Source organism: Plantibacter sp. MCCC 1A11337, from assembly GCF_013349365.1.
GTDB classification, from domain to species: Bacteria; Actinomycetota; Actinomycetes; order Actinomycetales; family Microbacteriaceae; genus Plantibacter; species Plantibacter flavus_A.
In genome coordinates, this window is the sequence record NZ_JABJWX010000007.1 from 1 (window position 1) to 16416 (window position 16416).

General features: G+C 70.0%; 16 protein-coding genes. All 16 read left to right on the forward strand.

Going from position 1 to position 16416, the window contains the following annotated elements; translation table 11 throughout:
- Nucleotides 1–701: 701 nt before the first annotated feature.
- Nucleotides 702–1601, forward strand: a complete 900-nt coding sequence (locus HOW07_RS18530; protein WP_254628491.1) for a hypothetical protein — start codon at nt 702–704, stop codon at nt 1599–1601.
- A 4-nt stretch (nt 1602–1605) separates the two neighbouring features.
- Nucleotides 1606–2607 (forward strand): HAD-IIA family hydrolase, encoded by a 1002-nt coding sequence (locus tag HOW07_RS18535; RefSeq protein WP_240555473.1) that lies wholly within the window; start codon nt 1606–1608, stop codon nt 2605–2607.
- A gap of 91 nt (nt 2608–2698) precedes the next feature.
- Complete coding sequence (locus HOW07_RS18540) at nt 2699–2857, forward strand: hypothetical protein (RefSeq protein WP_167620469.1); 159 nt, start codon at nt 2699–2701, stop codon at nt 2855–2857.
- Nucleotides 2858–2860: 3 nt separating this feature from the next.
- Nucleotides 2861–3712 carry a TlyA family RNA methyltransferase gene (locus HOW07_RS18545; protein ID WP_175118228.1) on the forward strand — a complete coding sequence of 284 codons (852 nt, stop codon included), beginning with the start codon at nt 2861–2863 and terminating at the stop codon, nt 3710–3712.
- Between the two features lie 4 nt (nt 3713–3716).
- A complete protein-coding gene (locus HOW07_RS18550; protein WP_079002652.1) occupies nt 3717–4727 on the forward strand; it encodes an NAD kinase in 1011 nt (336 codons plus the stop codon).
- Entirely contained in the window at nt 4724–6421 is a 1698-nt protein-coding gene (gene recN, locus HOW07_RS18555; RefSeq protein WP_175118230.1) for a DNA repair protein RecN, read from the forward strand. The genes HOW07_RS18550 and recN overlap by 4 nt, the downstream gene beginning before the upstream one ends.
- Nucleotides 6422–6507: 86 nt before the next feature.
- Nucleotides 6508–8202: a CTP synthase gene (locus HOW07_RS18560; RefSeq protein WP_199862395.1), complete on the forward strand. Its 1695-nt coding sequence runs from the start codon at nt 6508–6510 to the stop codon at nt 8200–8202.
- A complete protein-coding gene (locus tag HOW07_RS18565; protein ID WP_175118232.1) occupies nt 8195–8833 on the forward strand; it encodes an NUDIX hydrolase in 639 nt (212 codons plus the stop codon). The genes HOW07_RS18560 and HOW07_RS18565 overlap by 8 nt, the downstream gene beginning before the upstream one ends.
- A gap of 3 nt (nt 8834–8836) precedes the next feature.
- Nucleotides 8837–9772, forward strand: coding sequence for a site-specific tyrosine recombinase XerD (xerD, locus tag HOW07_RS18570; protein ID WP_121290426.1), 936 nt, complete (start codon nt 8837–8839; stop codon nt 9770–9772).
- Nucleotides 9773–9857: 85 nt separating this feature from the next.
- Nucleotides 9858–10733 (forward strand): ParA family protein, encoded by an 876-nt coding sequence (locus HOW07_RS18575; RefSeq protein WP_071260744.1) that lies wholly within the window; start codon nt 9858–9860, stop codon nt 10731–10733.
- A 103-nt stretch (nt 10734–10836) separates the two neighbouring features.
- Nucleotides 10837–11604 (forward strand): ScpA family protein, encoded by a 768-nt coding sequence (locus tag HOW07_RS18580; RefSeq protein WP_064295504.1) that lies wholly within the window; start codon nt 10837–10839, stop codon nt 11602–11604.
- Nucleotides 11597–12232 (forward strand): SMC-Scp complex subunit ScpB, encoded by a 636-nt coding sequence (gene scpB / locus HOW07_RS18585; RefSeq protein WP_121290430.1) that lies wholly within the window; start codon nt 11597–11599, stop codon nt 12230–12232. Before HOW07_RS18580 ends, scpB begins: the two co-directional genes overlap by 8 nt.
- Nucleotides 12198–13019 carry a pseudouridine synthase gene (locus tag HOW07_RS18590; protein WP_079002647.1) on the forward strand — a complete coding sequence of 274 codons (822 nt, stop codon included), beginning with the start codon at nt 12198–12200 and terminating at the stop codon, nt 13017–13019. The genes scpB and HOW07_RS18590 overlap by 35 nt, the downstream gene beginning before the upstream one ends.
- On the forward strand, nt 13016–14116 hold the full coding sequence (locus tag HOW07_RS18595; protein WP_175118234.1) for a prephenate dehydrogenase: 1101 nt from the start codon (nt 13016–13018) through the stop codon (nt 14114–14116). The genes HOW07_RS18590 and HOW07_RS18595 overlap by 4 nt, the downstream gene beginning before the upstream one ends.
- An 8-nt stretch (nt 14117–14124) precedes the next feature.
- Nucleotides 14125–14862: a (d)CMP kinase gene (cmk, locus tag HOW07_RS18600; protein ID WP_175118236.1), complete on the forward strand. Its 738-nt coding sequence runs from the start codon at nt 14125–14127 to the stop codon at nt 14860–14862.
- A complete protein-coding gene (der, locus tag HOW07_RS18605; protein WP_079002645.1) occupies nt 14849–16357 on the forward strand; it encodes a ribosome biogenesis GTPase Der in 1509 nt (502 codons plus the stop codon). Before cmk ends, der begins: the two co-directional genes overlap by 14 nt.
- The last annotated feature ends 59 nt before the right edge of the window (nt 16358–16416 follow it).

Below are 16416 nucleotides of genomic sequence, written 5' to 3' on the forward strand. Positions count from 1 at the left end.
GGAAGCTAAGACTCTTTGCGCCGATGGTACTGCAGGGGGGACCCTGTGGGAGAGTAGGACACCGCCGGACTTCTTCGTTGAAATGGCCACCCAAGGTTCTTGGGTGGCCATTTTGCGTTAAGTCGTCGTTTCACGGGTACCGTGGGACAAGAATTCAACAGCAGGTTGACGCCGGGTGACGGCGTCCGAGCACCGTGGAGATCATCGTGAGTGACCAGTCAGCAGACCAGCCCGACAAGGGTGAGCGACGTCCTCCGAGATCTTCCGGTGACAACCGTGGGAACGGTGGTGCTGCACGGCGCGATGATCGCGCTCGTGGCACCGAACGTCCCGGGCGATCCGACCGTCCAGCACGGAGTGGTGACCGCCCGTCGTCAGAGAACCGTCCGCAGCGTTCGGATCGTCCCGCGCGCAGCGGTGACCGTCCTTCATCAGGAGACCGTCCGCAGCGTTCGGATCGTCCGGCCTGGCAGAAGGATCGGCCGGCGTCCGGCGACCGTCCGCAACGGTCGGACCGTCCTGCCTGGCAACGGGACCGTTCATCGTCGGGGGATCGTCCGCAGCGGTCTGACCGTCCTGCGCGGAGCGGCGACCGCCCCTCGTCCGGCGATCGCCCGGACCGTGGGAACCGGACCGACCGTGGACACTCCTCTGAGCGTGGTGGCCGTCCCGACCGCGGGCGCGACAGCGGTGGACGCGAGTTGTGGACGCGCGATGGTGCTCCTGCCCGCGGCGACCGCGACGCGTTCCGACGCGAGCGCGAGCTGACCGAAGAAGAGCGCATCGCGTTCGAGCTCAAGTCGATCCGGCCGCGTCACGACGACCCGGAGATCCCTGACGACGTCACGCCGCAGGACCTCGACAAGGGTGCGCGGAACGAGCTGAAGACCCTGAGCAAGGAGAACGCCGACGGCGTCGCCCAGCACCTGGCGATGGCGGCGCGACTGATCGACAGCGATCCTGCGTTGGCCCACCTCCACGCGATGTCCGCTGCCCGTCGGGCCGGCCGGATCGCGATGGTCCGCGAGACCCTCGCCATCACCGCTTATGAGACCGGCGACTACGCCCTCGCGCTTCGCGAGCTGCGGACCTACCGCCGTATCTCCGGCAAGGACGACCAGTTGCCACTCATGGTGGACAGTGAACGCGGCGTCGGCCGACCGGAGCGTGCCTTGGAACTCGGACGGTCCGTCGATCGCTCGACCCTCGACGTGCCGGTCCGCGTCGCCCTCGCGATCGCGATGTCGGGTGCCCGGCTCGACCTCGGGCAGACCGAGGACGCGCTGCTCGAGCTGCAGATCCCGCAGCTCGACCCGAAGCGTGCGTTCTCCTACAGCCCGGCGTTGTTCAATGCCTACGCCGAGACCCTCGAGGTCCTCGGTCGCGAGGAGGAGGCGGCCGTCTGGCACGACCGGGCGATGATCGCCTCCGAGGCGCTCGAGCAGTCCGCTGCGGACGACGAGGGCGAGACGATGGTGGTCGTGGAGGAGCTCCTCGAGTTCGACGATGAACCCGAGTCGCCCACGGCTGACGCCCCTGAATCCGACGATCAGCCCGGGGAGGAGCCGTCCGGTGAGCCCGCTGCTGACGAGAAGGCCTAAGCCCGTGACCCCGCTCGACGGCGTCGACGTGGTCCTCGCCGATCTGGACGGCGTGGTCTACGCCGGTCCGAACCCGATCCCGCACGCAGTGGAGTCGCTGAACCTGGCGGCGGAACACGTTCGCGTCGGATACATCACGAACAACGCCTCCCGGACGGACGCCTCCGTCGCGCAGCACCTGACCGACCTCGGCCTCAGCGTCGCGCCGGCAGAGGTCGTCACGAGCCCGCAGGCCGCGGTCAGACTGCTGGCCGGCCTCGTGCCCGCCGGGTCGACGATCCTGGTGGTCGGTGGCGCCGGGCTCGTCGACGAGGTCGAGAAGGGTGGCTTCGTCGTCACCCGCTCGGCTGAGGACTCGCCGGCTGCGGTGATCCAGGGGTTCGCTCCCGAAGTCGGCTGGTCGCAGCTGGCGGAAGCGGCGTTCGCGCTGCAGACGCCGACCGCCGACGGTTCTGAGCTGCCGTGGGTCGCGACGAACACGGACTGGACCATCCCGCAGGCTCGCGGGATCGCTCCGGGAAACGGCACGCTGGTGTCGGCCGTCCACACGGCGGTCGGCCGTCTGGCGACCGTCGCCGGGAAGCCGGAGGTTCCGATCTTCGACGAGGCGAAGGTCCGTTTCGGCGCATCGAAGCCGCTCTTCATCGGCGACCGACTCGACACCGACATCCTCGGTGCGAACCGCGCCGGGATCGCGTCGGCCCTCGTCCTGACCGGCATCGATCGGGCCAAGCACGTCCTCGCGGCCGACCAGCACTCCCGGCCGACCTTCATCCTCGAGGACCTGCGGCAGCTGCACGAGCCGTATCCGGCCACCACCATGTCGCGCGACGGCAAGGCGGCGACGGTCGGTGCGGCCACGGTGCGGATCCGTGGGAACGACGTCGTGGTGGAGTCCGACGGCCCGTCGCGGATCGACCTGTTGCGCGCCGCGTGCGCCGCGATCTGGGCGTCCGGCCGGGCCATCTACGGGCTCAACGTCCCGGAGCACCTGTACGCGGAGTGATGCCCACCCCTCGGGAGGCGCGGGTCGCCACGGGTGTTCGCCCACAGCGGTTCCCGGGGGCGGCGACGGTGGCGGCCGGTAGGGTTGCCCTGTGACGAACGAACCGGAGCACCCGACCGACGGCCTCGTGTCCCGCGTCCGCCTCATCGACGAGCAGCCGCTCGAGGAGCGGGCCGCCGCGTACGGCGAGCTCGTCGACGAACTCCGGGCGACGCTCGAGGGGAGCGACTCGCCGAAGACGTCGGCGTAGCGCATGGAGAACACACCCGAAGCACCGGCTGCAGCCGATTCGCCGGACGGCGCCGCGCAGTCCGCCCGCCTCGACGCCGCCCTCGCCGCGCGAGGACTCGCCCGCTCCAGAACCCATGCGGCCCAGCTCATCGCCGACGGGCTCGTGAGCGTCGACGACCGCACGATCGTGAAGGCCTCCCACCGGGTCCACCCGGATGCGCGGGTCGCCGTCGCCGGCGCCGACCACTACGTCAGTCGAGCCGCCCACAAGTTGCTCGCCGCCCTGGACACCTTCCCGGTCGTGGTCGACGACGCGCTCGTCCTCGACGCCGGCGCCTCCACCGGCGGGTTCACCCAGGTCCTGCTCGAGCGCGGAGCGCGTCGGGTGGTCGCCCTCGACGTCGGGCACGACCAGCTCGTGCCGCAGCTCCGAGACGACGAGCGGGTGCGGGTCGTGGAGGGGTGCAACGTCCGCTTCCTGACGCCGGAGCAGCTCAGTGACCTCACCGGCCTCGACGAGCGTCCGTCGCTCGTGGTCGGCGACCTCTCGTTCATCTCGCTCACCCAGGTGCTCCCGGCACTCGTGTCGGTCGTCGCGTCACCGGCGGAACTCGTCCTGCTCGTCAAACCGCAGTTCGAGGTCGGTCGTGGTGGCGTCCGTGAGGGCGTCGTCACCGATCCCGCGCTCCGTGCCGACGCCGTCGCGGGCGTCCTGTGGGCGGCCTGGGACCTCGGGCTGGGGACGGCCGGGCTCATCCCGTCGCCGATCGTCGGCACCCACGGCAACCGCGAGTACGTGGTGTGGATATCGGCCGAGCACGGAACCAATCCGACAGAATGGATGCAGCAGATCACCTCGATGGCTGGAGCGTAACCCGATGGCACATTCCACCGATCCTGCGGTCGCGGCGAGGAACATCCTGGTCGTCGCGCACACCGGTCGCGACGACTCCCGCGATGCCGCCGTGCTCGTGTCCAGGCTGCTCCTGGAGGCGGGCGTCCGCCCGGTCCTCAGCGCGCTGGAGCGGGCCGACCTCATCGCCGTCGACCCGGAGCTCGACGTCGTCTCCATCCTCGACGAGGAGGTCTCCCTCGGCGACATCGAACTGGCGATCGTCCTCGGCGGCGACGGCACGATCCTGCGAGCGGCCGAGGTGACCCGAGGATCGGCGGCGCCGCTGCTCGGGGTGAACCTCGGTCACATCGGCTTCCTCGCCGAGAGTGAACGCGACGACCTCGCCGAGACGGTCGAACGCGTCGTGCGTCGCGACTACTTCGTGGAGGAGCGCATGACGCTCTCCGTCCGGGTCAAGGTCGGCGCGGAGGTCGTCTACGAGACCTGGGCGCTCAACGAGGCCACGGTCGAGAAGGCGAGTCGGGAGCGCATGCTCGAGGTCGTGATCGAGGTCGATCAGCGTCCGCTCTCCTCTTTCGGGTGCGACGGGGTGGTCATCTCGACGCCGACCGGCTCCACCGCCTACAACTTCTCGGCGGGCGGCCCGGTCGTGTGGCCGTCGGTGGAGGCCATCACCCTCGTCCCGCTCAGCGCGCACGCCCTGTTCGCGAAGCCGCTCGTGGTCGGCCCGGAGTCGTCCCTCGCCGTCGAGGTCCTGGAACGCACCGACGGCCTCGGCGTGCTCTGGTGCGACGGACGCCGGGCCAAGGACCTCCAGCCGGGCGCACGGGTGGTCGTCAGACGCTCCTCGGTGCCGGTCCGCCTCGCGCGCCTCCACGAGAGCACCTTCACCGATCGTCTCGTCAACAAGTTCCGGCTGCCGGTCACCGGTTGGCGCGGCCCCGTCGGACGCGAGGAGCCGATGACCGGCACCATTCACGTCCCGGCCTCCACGGCCACCCGGCACCACAGCGATCAGGAGGGCACCGCATGATCGAGGAGATCGAGATCCGCGACCTCGGCGTCATCGCGTCCGGGACGCTCCCACTCGGACCCGGTTTCACCGCCGTGACGGGCGAGACCGGCGCGGGCAAGACGATGGTGGTCACCGCCCTCGGGCTGCTCCTCGGTCAGCGGTCGGACAGCGGCGTCGTGCGAGCGGGCCAGAAGCAGACGAGTGTCCAGGGACGCTGGTTGGTGCCGGGCGACGGCGCGGTCGCCGAGCGCGTCCGCGAGGCCGGGGGAGACCTCGACCCCGCGGGTGATGCGGCAGAGCTGCTGCTCGGTCGGATCGTGACCGCCGAGGGCCGCGGCCGCGCGATCGTCGGCGGCCGGACGGCGCCCATCGGTATCCTCTCCGAACTCGGCGAGCAGCTCGTCGTCGTGCACGGGCAGTCCGACCAGATCCGGCTGCGGGCCGCGCCGGCCCAGCGGGACGCCCTGGACCGCTTCGCCGGTGAACCGCTCCAGCGGGCCCTCGGCGACTACCAGCGGCGCTACACGGAGCTCCTCGAGCTGCGGACGGAACTGGAGACCCTGACGAACGAGCGCGACACGCGACTCCTCGAGGCCGAGCAACTGCGCGTCGCGCTCGCCGAGATCGAGCAGGCCGACCCGCAGCCCGGCGAGGACGCCGAGCTCGCCGAGCGCGCCGATCGACTGACGAACCTCGAGGAGCTCCGTCTCTCGGCTGCCGGCGCCCGAGAACTCGTCTCGGCCGAGGCGGGCGAGGAGAGCGACGTCGTCGGACTCCTCGAAGGCGCGCGGCGGCAGCTCGACCGGGCCTCGGTGCACGATCCCGCTCTCGGCGCGATCGCCGCGAGTGTCGCCAACGCGAGCTACCTGGCCGCGGAGATCGCCGCCGAGCTCTCGAGCTACCTCGCCGGACTCGACGAGGACGGCGCTCGCGAACTCGAGGTCGTCCAGGAGCGCCGTGCCACGCTCGCGACACTCGCCAGGAAGTACGGGCCGACGCCTGAGGACGTCCTGCACCTGCTCGAGACGGGCAGCACCCGCCTGATGGAGCTCGACGGTGACTCCGACCGCATCACTCAGCTCGAGGGCGACGTCGAGCGGCACTCCGGGGAGGTCGATGCCGCTGCCGCGACGTTGAGCGCCGTCCGGGTCGAAGCCGCTGCTCGACTCGGCGCAGCCGCGAGCGCGGAACTGCGCTCGCTCGCGATGGCCGAGGCGGAGCTCGTCGTCGAGGTGTCCGATCGCGACGACCTCACGCTGCACGGCAAGGACGTGATCGCCTTCCTCCTCCGGCCGCACGCCGGTGCCGAGCCCCGACCGCTCGGCAAGGGCGCCTCGGGTGGGGAGCTGTCCCGGGTGATGCTCGCCCTCGAGGTCGTCATCGCCGGTGCGGACCCCGTACCGACCTTCGTGTTCGACGAGGTCGACGCCGGCGTCGGCGGAGCCGCGGCGATCGAGATCGGGCGTCGCCTCGCGGCCCTCGCCGAACGCTCGCAGGTGATCGTCGTCACCCACCTCGCGCAGGTCGCGGCCTTCGCGAACAACCACCTGAGCGTGGTCAAGGGCGGAGATGGTTCGGTGACGGCGTCGAGCGTGCGCCAGCTCGTCGGCGCCGACCGGGAGGCGGAGATGGCGCGGCTGCTCTCCGGGCTCGCGGAGTCCGACAGCGGTCTCGCCCACGCCCGCGAACTGCTCGCCCTCGCAGCCTCCTGACGACGCGACCGCGAAGGAAGCGACACATGAACCCGAACTGGATGGTAGGATAAAAGCCCGTGGTGAATACTTCTGAAGCGGGCAACCTGAACTCTCCGACCGACGGCATCGTCTCGGGCTCCAACGGCACGACCAAGCACATCTTCGTGACTGGTGGTGTCGTTTCTTCGTTGGGCAAGGGGCTCACCGCAGCCAGCCTCGGCAACCTGCTGACGGCGCGCGGGCTCCGGGTGGTCATGCAGAAGCTCGACCCCTACCTCAACGTCGACCCGGGCACGATGAACCCGTTCCAGCACGGCGAGGTCTTCGTGACCGACGACGGCGCCGAGACCGACCTCGACATCGGCCACTACGAGCGGTTCCTCGACATCGAGCTGAGCCAGGCCGCGAACGTGACGACGGGTCAGATCTACTCGACCGTGATCGCCAAGGAGCGTCGCGGCGAGTACCTCGGCGACACCGTGCAGGTGATCCCGCACATCACGGACGAGATCAAGCGCCGCATGCGCCTCCAAGCGTCCGAGACCCCCCAGCCCGACGTGATCATCACCGAGATCGGTGGCACGGTCGGCGACATCGAGTCGCAGCCGTTCATCGAGTCGGCACGGCAGATCCGCCACGAGCTCGGCCGGAACAACGTGTTCTTCGTCCACGTCTCGCTCGTGCCGTACATGGGCGCCTCCGGTGAGCAGAAGACGAAGCCGACGCAGCACTCGGTCGCGGCCCTCCGGTCCATCGGCATCCAGCCCGATGCACTCGTGCTCCGCAGCGACCGCCCGGTGACCGAGAGCAACAAGCGCAAGATCGCGCTCATGTGCGACGTCGACGAGGACGCGGTCGTGAACGCGGTCGACGTCCCGAGCATCTACGACATCCCCACCATGCTGAACGACCAGGGCCTCGACGCCTACATCGCCGACCGCCTGGGTCTCGTCACGAACGAGGTCGACTGGAGTGGCTGGGCCGACCTCCTCGAGGCCGTCCACCACCCGAAGCACGCCGTCACCATCGGCCTCGTCGGCAAGTACATCGACCTGCCCGACGCCTACCTGTCGGTGACCGAGGCGCTCAAGGCCGGCGGCTTCGCCCACGACACCAAGGTCAGCATCCGGTGGATCCCGTCCGACGACTGCGAGACCGTCGAGGGAGCGATCAAGGCGCTCGCCGACGTCGACGGCATCTGCGTCCCCGGCGGCTTCGGCATCCGCGGCATCGAGGGCAAGCTCGGCGCCCTGAAGTTCGCCCGCGAGAACGGCATCCCGGTGCTCGGCCTCTGCCTCGGCCTGCAGTGCATGGTCATCGAATACGCCCGGAACGTCGTCGGGCTCGAAGGTGCCAGCTCCTCCGAGTTCGACCCCGACACGCAGTTCCCCGTCATCGCGACGATGGCCGAGCAGGTCGAGATCATCGCCGGCGGCGACCTCGGCGGCACGATGCGCCTCGGCCTGTACGCGGCGAAGCTCGACGAGGGCTCGATCGTCGCCGAGCTGTACGGTGCGGACGAGGTGTCCGAGCGTCACCGTCACCGTTACGAGGTGAACAACGGCTACCGCCAGCAGATCGCGGACGCCGGCCTCCAGTTCTCCGGCCTGTCGCCCGACGGCACGCTCGTCGAGTACGTCGAGCTGCCGCGTGAGGTACACCCGTTCTACGTCGCCACGCAGGCGCACCCCGAGCTGCGGTCGCGCCCGAACCACGCGCACCCGCTGTTCGCCGGCCTCGTCGGTGCTTCGCTCGAGCGCCAGCAGGCGAGCCGGCTGTTCGACGTCGCCAATGGTTGAGTCGTTCGGCGACGCCGCGTCGTTGCGCGACGAGGCGCACCCCGTCGAGGTGGTGTCCTCCGAGCGCGCGTTCGCGGGCAAGGTGTGGGACATCCGTCGGGAGACGTTCCGCTACGGTGACGGGGAGGTCGTGCGCGAGTTCGTCGACCACACCGGGGCGGTGGCGGTGTTGGCGCTCGACGCCGACGAGCGCGTCCTGCTCATCCAGCAGTACCGCCACCCGATCGGGGAGCGCGACTGGGAGCTGCCGGCCGGCCTGCTCGACATCACGGGGGAGGACCCGGCCGTGGCCGCGGGTCGCGAGCTCGAGGAGGAGGCCGATCTGGTCGCCGGTTCGCTCCAGCTGCTGACGGAGTTCTACACGACGCCCGGTGGCAGCAACGAGTCGATCCGCATCTATCTCGCGCGTGACCTCACGGCGACCGCCGAGGCCTTCGCCCGTGCTGAGGAGGAGGCGGACATCCTCGTGGAGTGGGTGCCGCTCGACGACGCCGTGGCCGCGGTACTCGACGGTCGGCTCCACAACTCGATCCTGATGCTCGGTGTCCTCACGGCCGCCGCGGCTCGCGATCGCGGGTGGTCGACGCTGCGCGACAGCGGCGACTCCACGATCGGGCCGGGCGGAGCCTGAGGCGTGGCGCTCGATCGCGCGGTCGCCGACTACCTGCGGCACATCGCGATCGAGCGCGGGCTGTCGGCCAACACGCAAGCCGCCTATCGGCGTGATCTCGAGGGCTACCTCGCCTGGCTCGGGGCGCACGACGTCGTCGAGGCGCCGGCCGTCACCGCTGCGCACGTGTCGGAGTACACGGCGTCGCTCCGGACACCGGAGGGGCAGCCGGTGCGTGCGTCCTCGCTCGCCAGGGTGCTGTCGTCGATCCGAGGTCTGCACCGGTTCCTGCTCGACGAACAGCTCGTCGAGGTCGACGTCGCACGTGAGGTGCGGCCGCCGAAGCTCCCGGGGCGGCTCCCGAAGGCGATCACGATCGACCAGGTCCGCGCGCTGCTCGAGACGACCGACGGCGACGACCTGTTGGCCGTCCGCGACAAGGCGCTCCTCGAACTGCTCTACGCGACCGGAGCCCGCGTCTCGGAGGCCGTCGGCCTGAACGTCGACGACGTCATCGACACCGACATCGTCCGACTCCTCGGCAAGGGCGGCAAGCAGCGGATCGTGCCGCTCGGGAGCTTCGCCCGCGACGCCGTCGACCGCTACCTCGTGCGCGTCCGGCCGGTCTTCTCCGGCCTCGGTCGGTCGACGCCGGCGCTGTTCCTCGGGCAGCGCGGTGCGCGACTGTCCCGGCAGAGCGCGTGGCTCGTCCTCCAACGTGCCGCCGAGCGCGCCGGACTCGAGTCGCACGTGTCGCCGCACACCCTCCGACACTCCTTCGCGACGCACCTGCTGCAGGGCGGAGCCGACGTCCGGGTCGTGCAGGAACTCCTCGGTCACTCCTCGGTGGCGACGACGCAGCTGTACACGCTGGTGACGGTCGACAACCTCCGTGATGTGTACACGCAGTCCCATCCCCGGGCGAGATGGACCGCGGGCGGAGCGGCACCGCAGGCCTGACCCGTGGCCCGGTAGACTCGTCACTCGAACGACAGCAAGCGGGAGCGAGGCAACACCGGTGGCCGGTACGAAGCACACGAGCGCAGTGCAGGATTCTGCGCGCAAGACCGCCGCCGAACTGAACCCGAACGGCCCGACCGGCCGCCCGCGTCGTGAGTTCGCGGTGCCGCCCACGCTGGCGCAGCACGGACCGGCACGCATCATCTCGCTCTGCAACCAGAAGGGCGGGGTCGGCAAGACGACGACCACCATCAGTCTGTCCGCCGCGCTGGCCGAATACGGCCGCCGGGTGCTCGTCGTCGACTTCGATCCGCAGGGCGCGCTGTCCGCCGGTCTCGGCATCTCCACCCACGACTCCAACACCGTGTACGACCTGCTGCTCGGCACCGTGAAGGACCCGGCCGAGGTCATCCAGCACACCGCCATCGAGGGTCTCGACGTGCTTCCGGCCAACATCGACCTCTCGGCCGCCGAGGTCCACCTCGTCAACGAGGTCGCGCGGGAGACGATCCTGGCCCGGGTGCTCCGCAAGGTGTCCGACGACTACGACGTCATCCTGATCGACTGCCAGCCCTCGCTCGGCCTCCTCACGGTCAACGCCCTCACCGCCAGCCACGGGGTGCTCATCCCGCTCGAGTGCGAGTTCTTCGCGCTCCGCGGTGTCGCGCTGCTCATCGAGACCATCGACAAGGTGCGTGACCGCCTCAACCCGGCGATCGAGCTCGACGGGATCCTGGCCACCATGTACGACTCCCGGACGCTGCACTCGCGCGAGGTCCTCGAGCGCGTCGTCGACGCGTTCGGCGAGAAGGTCCTCGAGACGGTCATCGGACGGACCGTGAAGTTCCCCGACGCGAGCGTCGCCGGCACTCCGATCACCGAGTTCGCACCGGAGCACGCCGCCGCGAAGGCCTACCGTCAGCTCGCGAGAGAGCTCATCTCCCGTGGCGCGATCGCCTGATCCCGCGCGGACGCCCGTTGCCGTCCTCCCTCCGGCCGGCGACACCGGCTCGCGCTCCGATGAGGCGACGACCGTCGACCCCGCACCGGCACCGTCGTTCCGGGTGTCGTTCGAGGGCTTCGAAGGACCCTTCGACCTCCTGCTGACCCTCATCGGCAAGCACGAACTCGACATCACGGAGGTCTCGCTCAGCCGCGTGACCGATGAGTTCATCGCCTACCTGCGGACGCTCGAGGCCGATGACGAACTCGACCAGGCGAGCGAGTTCCTCGTCGTGGCGGCCACCCTGCTCGACCTCAAGATCGCGGGGCTGCTGCCGCAGGGCGAACTCGTCGACGCGGAGGACGTCGCCCTGCTGGAGGCGCGGGACTTGCTGTTCGCCCGCCTGTTGCAGTACCGCGCGTTCAAGCAGGCGTCCGCGTGGTTCGCGGAGCGCCTCGACCTGGAGGCGGCGCGCCACTTCCGGGCGGTCCGGCTGGAGGAGCAGTACCGCCAGCAGACCCCGGAACTCGTCTGGACGCTGACCGCGCAGGACTTCGGCGCACTCGCGACGCTCGCGTTCACGCCACGCGAGGTGCCGACCGTCGGTCTCGACCACCTGCACGCACCGCTCGTGAGCATCCGGGAGCAGGCGGCGCACGTCGTCGCCATCCTGCGCCGCGGCGGGTCCCACACCTTCCGCGAGCTCGTGGCCGGTGCGGAGCTGAAGGGCGTGGTCATCGCGCGCTTCATCGCCGTGCTCGAACTGTACCGGCACGCTGCGCTGTCCTTCGAGCAGATCGAACCGCTCGGCGAGCTCACGCTCCGCTGGACCGCCGAGACCTGGAACGACGACAGCCTCGCCAACCTGGGAGCCGATTACGATGCCTGACGCGACACCCGAGTCGATCGGGCGGCCGACGGACGCCGCCCAGAGCCTGCCGCCCGAGCCCGCGCCGGTGCCCGCACCGGACGTCCCACGGGCGCTCGAGGCGATCCTCATGGTCGCCGACGAACCGCAGAGCCTCGTGAACCTCGCCGCTGCCGTGCACGTGCCGGTCGGAGCCGTCAGACGGGCCATCGCCGACCTCGTCGCCGACTACGACGGCGAACGCGGTGGCGTCCGACGCGGATTCGAACTCCGCGAGGTCGGCGGCGGCTGGCGGATCTACGTCCGAGCCGACTACGACGCGCTCGTCACCGACTACGTCGTGACGCAGAACCCGACGAAGCTGTCGCAGGCGGCGCTCGAGACCCTGGCCGTGATCGCCTACAAGCAGCCGATCAGCCGCGGCGCGATCGCCTCGATCCGCGCCGTTAACGTCGACTCCGTCGTCCGCACCCTCCTCGGGCGTGGACTCATCACGGAGATGTTCACCGATAGTGAGACGGGTGCCATCAACTACGGCACCACCGATCTCCTGCTCACCCAACTTGGTATCAACGCCATCGAGGAGCTGCCGCGGATCTCGCCGTTGCTCGACGATGGCCGGGAAGGATTCGACAGTGACCAGCACTGAATCAGAGGGCATCCGCTTGCAGAAGGTGCTGGCGAACGCCGGCGTCGCCTCGAGGCGCGTGTCGGAGCAGCTCATCGAGGACGGCCGCGTGGAGGTGAACGGCGTCGTCGTCACCGAGCTCGGCTCGCGGATCGACCCGGAGCACGACCTCGTGTCCGTCGACGGCAGCGCCATCCAGCTCGACGCCTCGAAGCGCTACCTCATGCTCAACAAGCCGGTGGGCATCTACAGCTCGCTGAAGGACGACCGCGGTCGCCCCGACCTGCGCCGCTTCACCGAGCAGTACGAGGAACGGCTGTTCAACGTCGGCCGCCTCGACGCCGAGACGAGCGGTCTGCTCATCCTCACCAACGACGGCGACCTCGCGCACGTGCTCGCCCACCCCTCCTTCGGTGTGCAGAAGACGTACATCGCGAAGGTCACGGGCAAGGTGACCCCCCAGGTCCTCGCGAAGCTGACCGCGGGCATCGAGCTCGAGGACGGACCGATCTCCGCCGACAAGGCCCGCCTGCTCGGCACCGAGGACGGCTCCAGTCTCGTGGAGCTCACGCTGCACTCCGGGCGGAACCGCATCGTCCGTCGCATGCTCGACGCCGTCGGCCACCCGGTCGTCGACCTCGTGCGCCGTCAGTTCGGTCCGCTGCACCTCGGGACGCTCGGATCCGGCCAGTTGCGCGAGCTCAGCAAGGACGAACTCGGCGCCATCCTGACCATCGCCCGCGCACACGGTCCTGAAGCCCGTGCGGCCGACGGCACGGCAGCGGAGGCGCCGGAGCCGACGGCATGAGCGACCTGAGCGCAGCTCCCGCGCGCGTGCAGGGCTCGGTCCGCATCGTCGGAGCCGGCCTCCTCGGCGCGAGCATCGGACTCGCGCTGCGCGCCAAGGGCGTCGACATCATCCTCGACGACGCATCGCCCAGTCAGTTGCGCCTCGCCGTCGACTATGGCGCGGGTCGTGCGGCGGAACCCTCCGACGACCCGTCCGTCGTCGTCATCTGCGTCCCGCCGGACGTCACCGCCCGCGTCATCGAGGCCGAACTCGCCGCGTTCCCAAATGCCGTCGTGACCGACGTCGCGAGCGTGAAGCTCGAACCGTACCGCGCACTGCTCGAGCGCGGTGTCGACCTCACCCGGTACATCGGTTCGCACCCGCTCGCCGGCCGTGAGCGCGGGGGAGCGATCTCCGCCAGGGCCGACCTCTTCCTCGGTCGCCCGTGGGTGATCTGCCGCGACGCCGAGACACCCGCCTGGGCGCTGTCGCAGGTGGAGGGCCTCGCGCTCGACCTCGGCACCATCCCGATGGAGATGACGCCGGACGAACACGACCGCTTCGTCGCGCTCGTCTCCCACACGCCGCAGCTCGTCGCGAGCCTCCTGGCCGCCCAGCTGCAGGACGCCGAGGAGGGCGCCATCCAGCTCGCCGGACAGGGGCTGCGCGACACCGTCCGCATCGCCTCGAGCGCGCCGGAGCTCTGGGTCCAGATCCTCAGCGCCAACCACGCCGAGGTCCTCCCGGTGCTCGAGCAGCTGTCCACCGACCTCGCGTCCGTCATCTCGGCGCTCCGGGACCCGGAGGTGCCGGGCGCTCGCCGCACGATCGCGGACACGATCGCCGCCGGCAACACCGGCGTCGCACGGCTCCCCGGCAAGCACGGCCAGAACCGCCGGTTCGCGAGCATCGTCGTCCTGCTCGACGACCGCCCCGGCCAGCTGGGCGCCCTGTTCACGGAGCTCGGCGAGATCGGCGTCAACATCGAGGACCTGCGTCTGGAGCACTCGCCCGGCGCGAACATCGGTCTCGCGGAGGTCCAGGTCCTCCCCGAGGTGAAGCAGCGCACCGTCGACGACCTCGAGTCGCGCGGCTGGCGCATCGCGGAAGTATAGGAAGAGACATGACCGAACAGCACCCCACCAGCACCGGCGCGTCGACGACGCCTGACGCACCCGTCGTGGTCGCGATCGACGGACCGGCCGGCAGCGGTAAGTCCAGCGTGAGCAAGGCCGTCGCCCGTCGGCTCGGTTACCGCTACCTCGACACGGGCGCCTGGTACCGCGCGCTCGCGCTCCACACGCTCGATGCAGACGTCGACCCGGAGGACTCGGCGGCGGTGATCGGCTCGCTCGACGCGTTCGGTGGCGCCTTCACCGTCTCCCTCGACCCGGACGTGACCGCGTTCACGCTCAGTGATCGCGACGTCACGGACGAGATCCGCGGCCCTCGCGTGACGGCGGTCGTGTCCGCCGTCGCCCGTGTCCCGGAGGTGCGTGCGTGGATCAACGAGACCTTCCGATCGCTCATCGCCGGCGTCGACCGCCCGGGCATCGTCGTCGAGGGACGCGACATCACCACGGTGGTCGCACCGGATGCTCAGGCTCGAATCCTGCTCACGGCGTCCGAAGCGGCTAGAATGGCCAGGCGTTCAGCGGAATTCGAGAGCCACCCTGCCGGCGACGTCGCGGAACAACTGCAGCGGCGTGACCGGGCGGACTCCAGGGTCGTCGACTTCATGAACGCGGCGGACGGAGTGACCACGGTCGACTCCACGCACATCGACTTCGACGAGACGGTCGACGCGGTCGTCCGCGTCACCGAATCCCTCACAGCAAGGAACTCCCATGGCTCACGATGACGAGCAGTTCGACGGAGGCCCCGACGACCTCGCGGACCGCCTCCAGGACATGGACGAGGAGCTCGCGACCCAGCGGGCCGCGTCCCTCCGCTCCGGCCTGGCCGACTACGACCTCGAGGGCGACGACCTCGACATCCTCGACGGCGCGACGGAGGACCCGGACGAGATCCGCTTCCTGCCGGCGCTGCCCGTCGTGGCGATCGTCGGACGACCGAACGTGGGCAAGTCCGCGCTGGTGAACCGCATCCTCGGTCGTCGTGAGGCCGTCGTGGAGGACACCCCCGGTGTCACCCGCGACCGCGTGAACTACAAGGCCGAGTGGAACGACCGTCGCTTCACGGTCGTCGACACCGGTGGGTGGGAGCCCGATGCCAAGGGCATCGACGCATCTGTCGCGGCCCAGGCCGAGATCGCCATCGACCTCTCCGACGTCGTGATCTTCGTGGTCGACGCCATGGTCGGTGCCACGGCGACCGACGAGCAGGTCGTCAAGCTGCTCCGCAAGACCGGACGCCCCGTCTTCCTCGTCGCCAACAAGGTCGACGACGCCCGTCAGGAGCCGGAGGCCGCAGCCCTCTGGAACCTCGGCCTCGGCGAGCCCCACCCGGTCTCCGCGATCCACGGTCGTGGTGTCGCCGACCTCCTCGACAAGATCCTCAAGGTCCTCCCGCAGGTCTCGGCCGTCGCGAAGGACGAGTTCGGCGGCCCCCGCCGTGTCGCGATCCTCGGACGCCCGAACGTCGGCAAGTCCAGCCTGCTCAACAAGACCGCAGGCGAGGAGCGCGTCGTCGTCAACGACCTCGCCGGGACCACCCGCGACCCGGTCGACGAGCAGATCGAGCTCGGCGGCAAGATCTGGCGCTTCGTCGACACCGCAGGCATCCGTCGCCGGGTGCACCTGTCGCAGGGTGCCGACTTCTACGCGTCGCTCCGCACGAGCACGGCGCTCGAGAAGGCCGAGGTGGCCGTCGTCCTCATCGACGTCACCGAGGTGATCAGCGAGCAGGACGTGCGCATCATCGACCTCGTCCTCGAGAGCGGTCGCGCCCTCGTGCTCGCCTTCAACAAGTGGGACCAGCTCGACGACGAACGCCGGAAGTACCTGGAGCGCGAGATCGAACAGGACCTCTCGCACGTGTCCTGGGCGCCGCGCGTCAACATCTCCGCGCGCACGGGCCGCCACTTGGAGCGTCTCGTCCCAGCCCTCGAGGTCGCCCTCGAGTCGTGGGACATGCGTATCCCCACCGGCAAGTTCAACGCCTTCCTCGCCGAGCTCACGGCGGCGCACCCGCACCCGTTGCGCGGTGGCAAGCAGCCCCGCATCCTGTTCGGCACGCAGGCCGCGAGCCGTCCGCCGACCTTCGTGCTCTTCACGACCGGCTTCCTCGATCCCGGTTACCGTCGCTACGTGGTCCGTCGCCTGCGCGAGATCTGGGGCTTCGAGGGCACGCCGATCAACGTCAACATGCGCGTCCGCGAGAAGCGCCAGCGCTGACCCGCGGCGTCCGTCTGCCTGACGGTGGCGACGAAGGCCCGGGACCACTCCATGAAGTG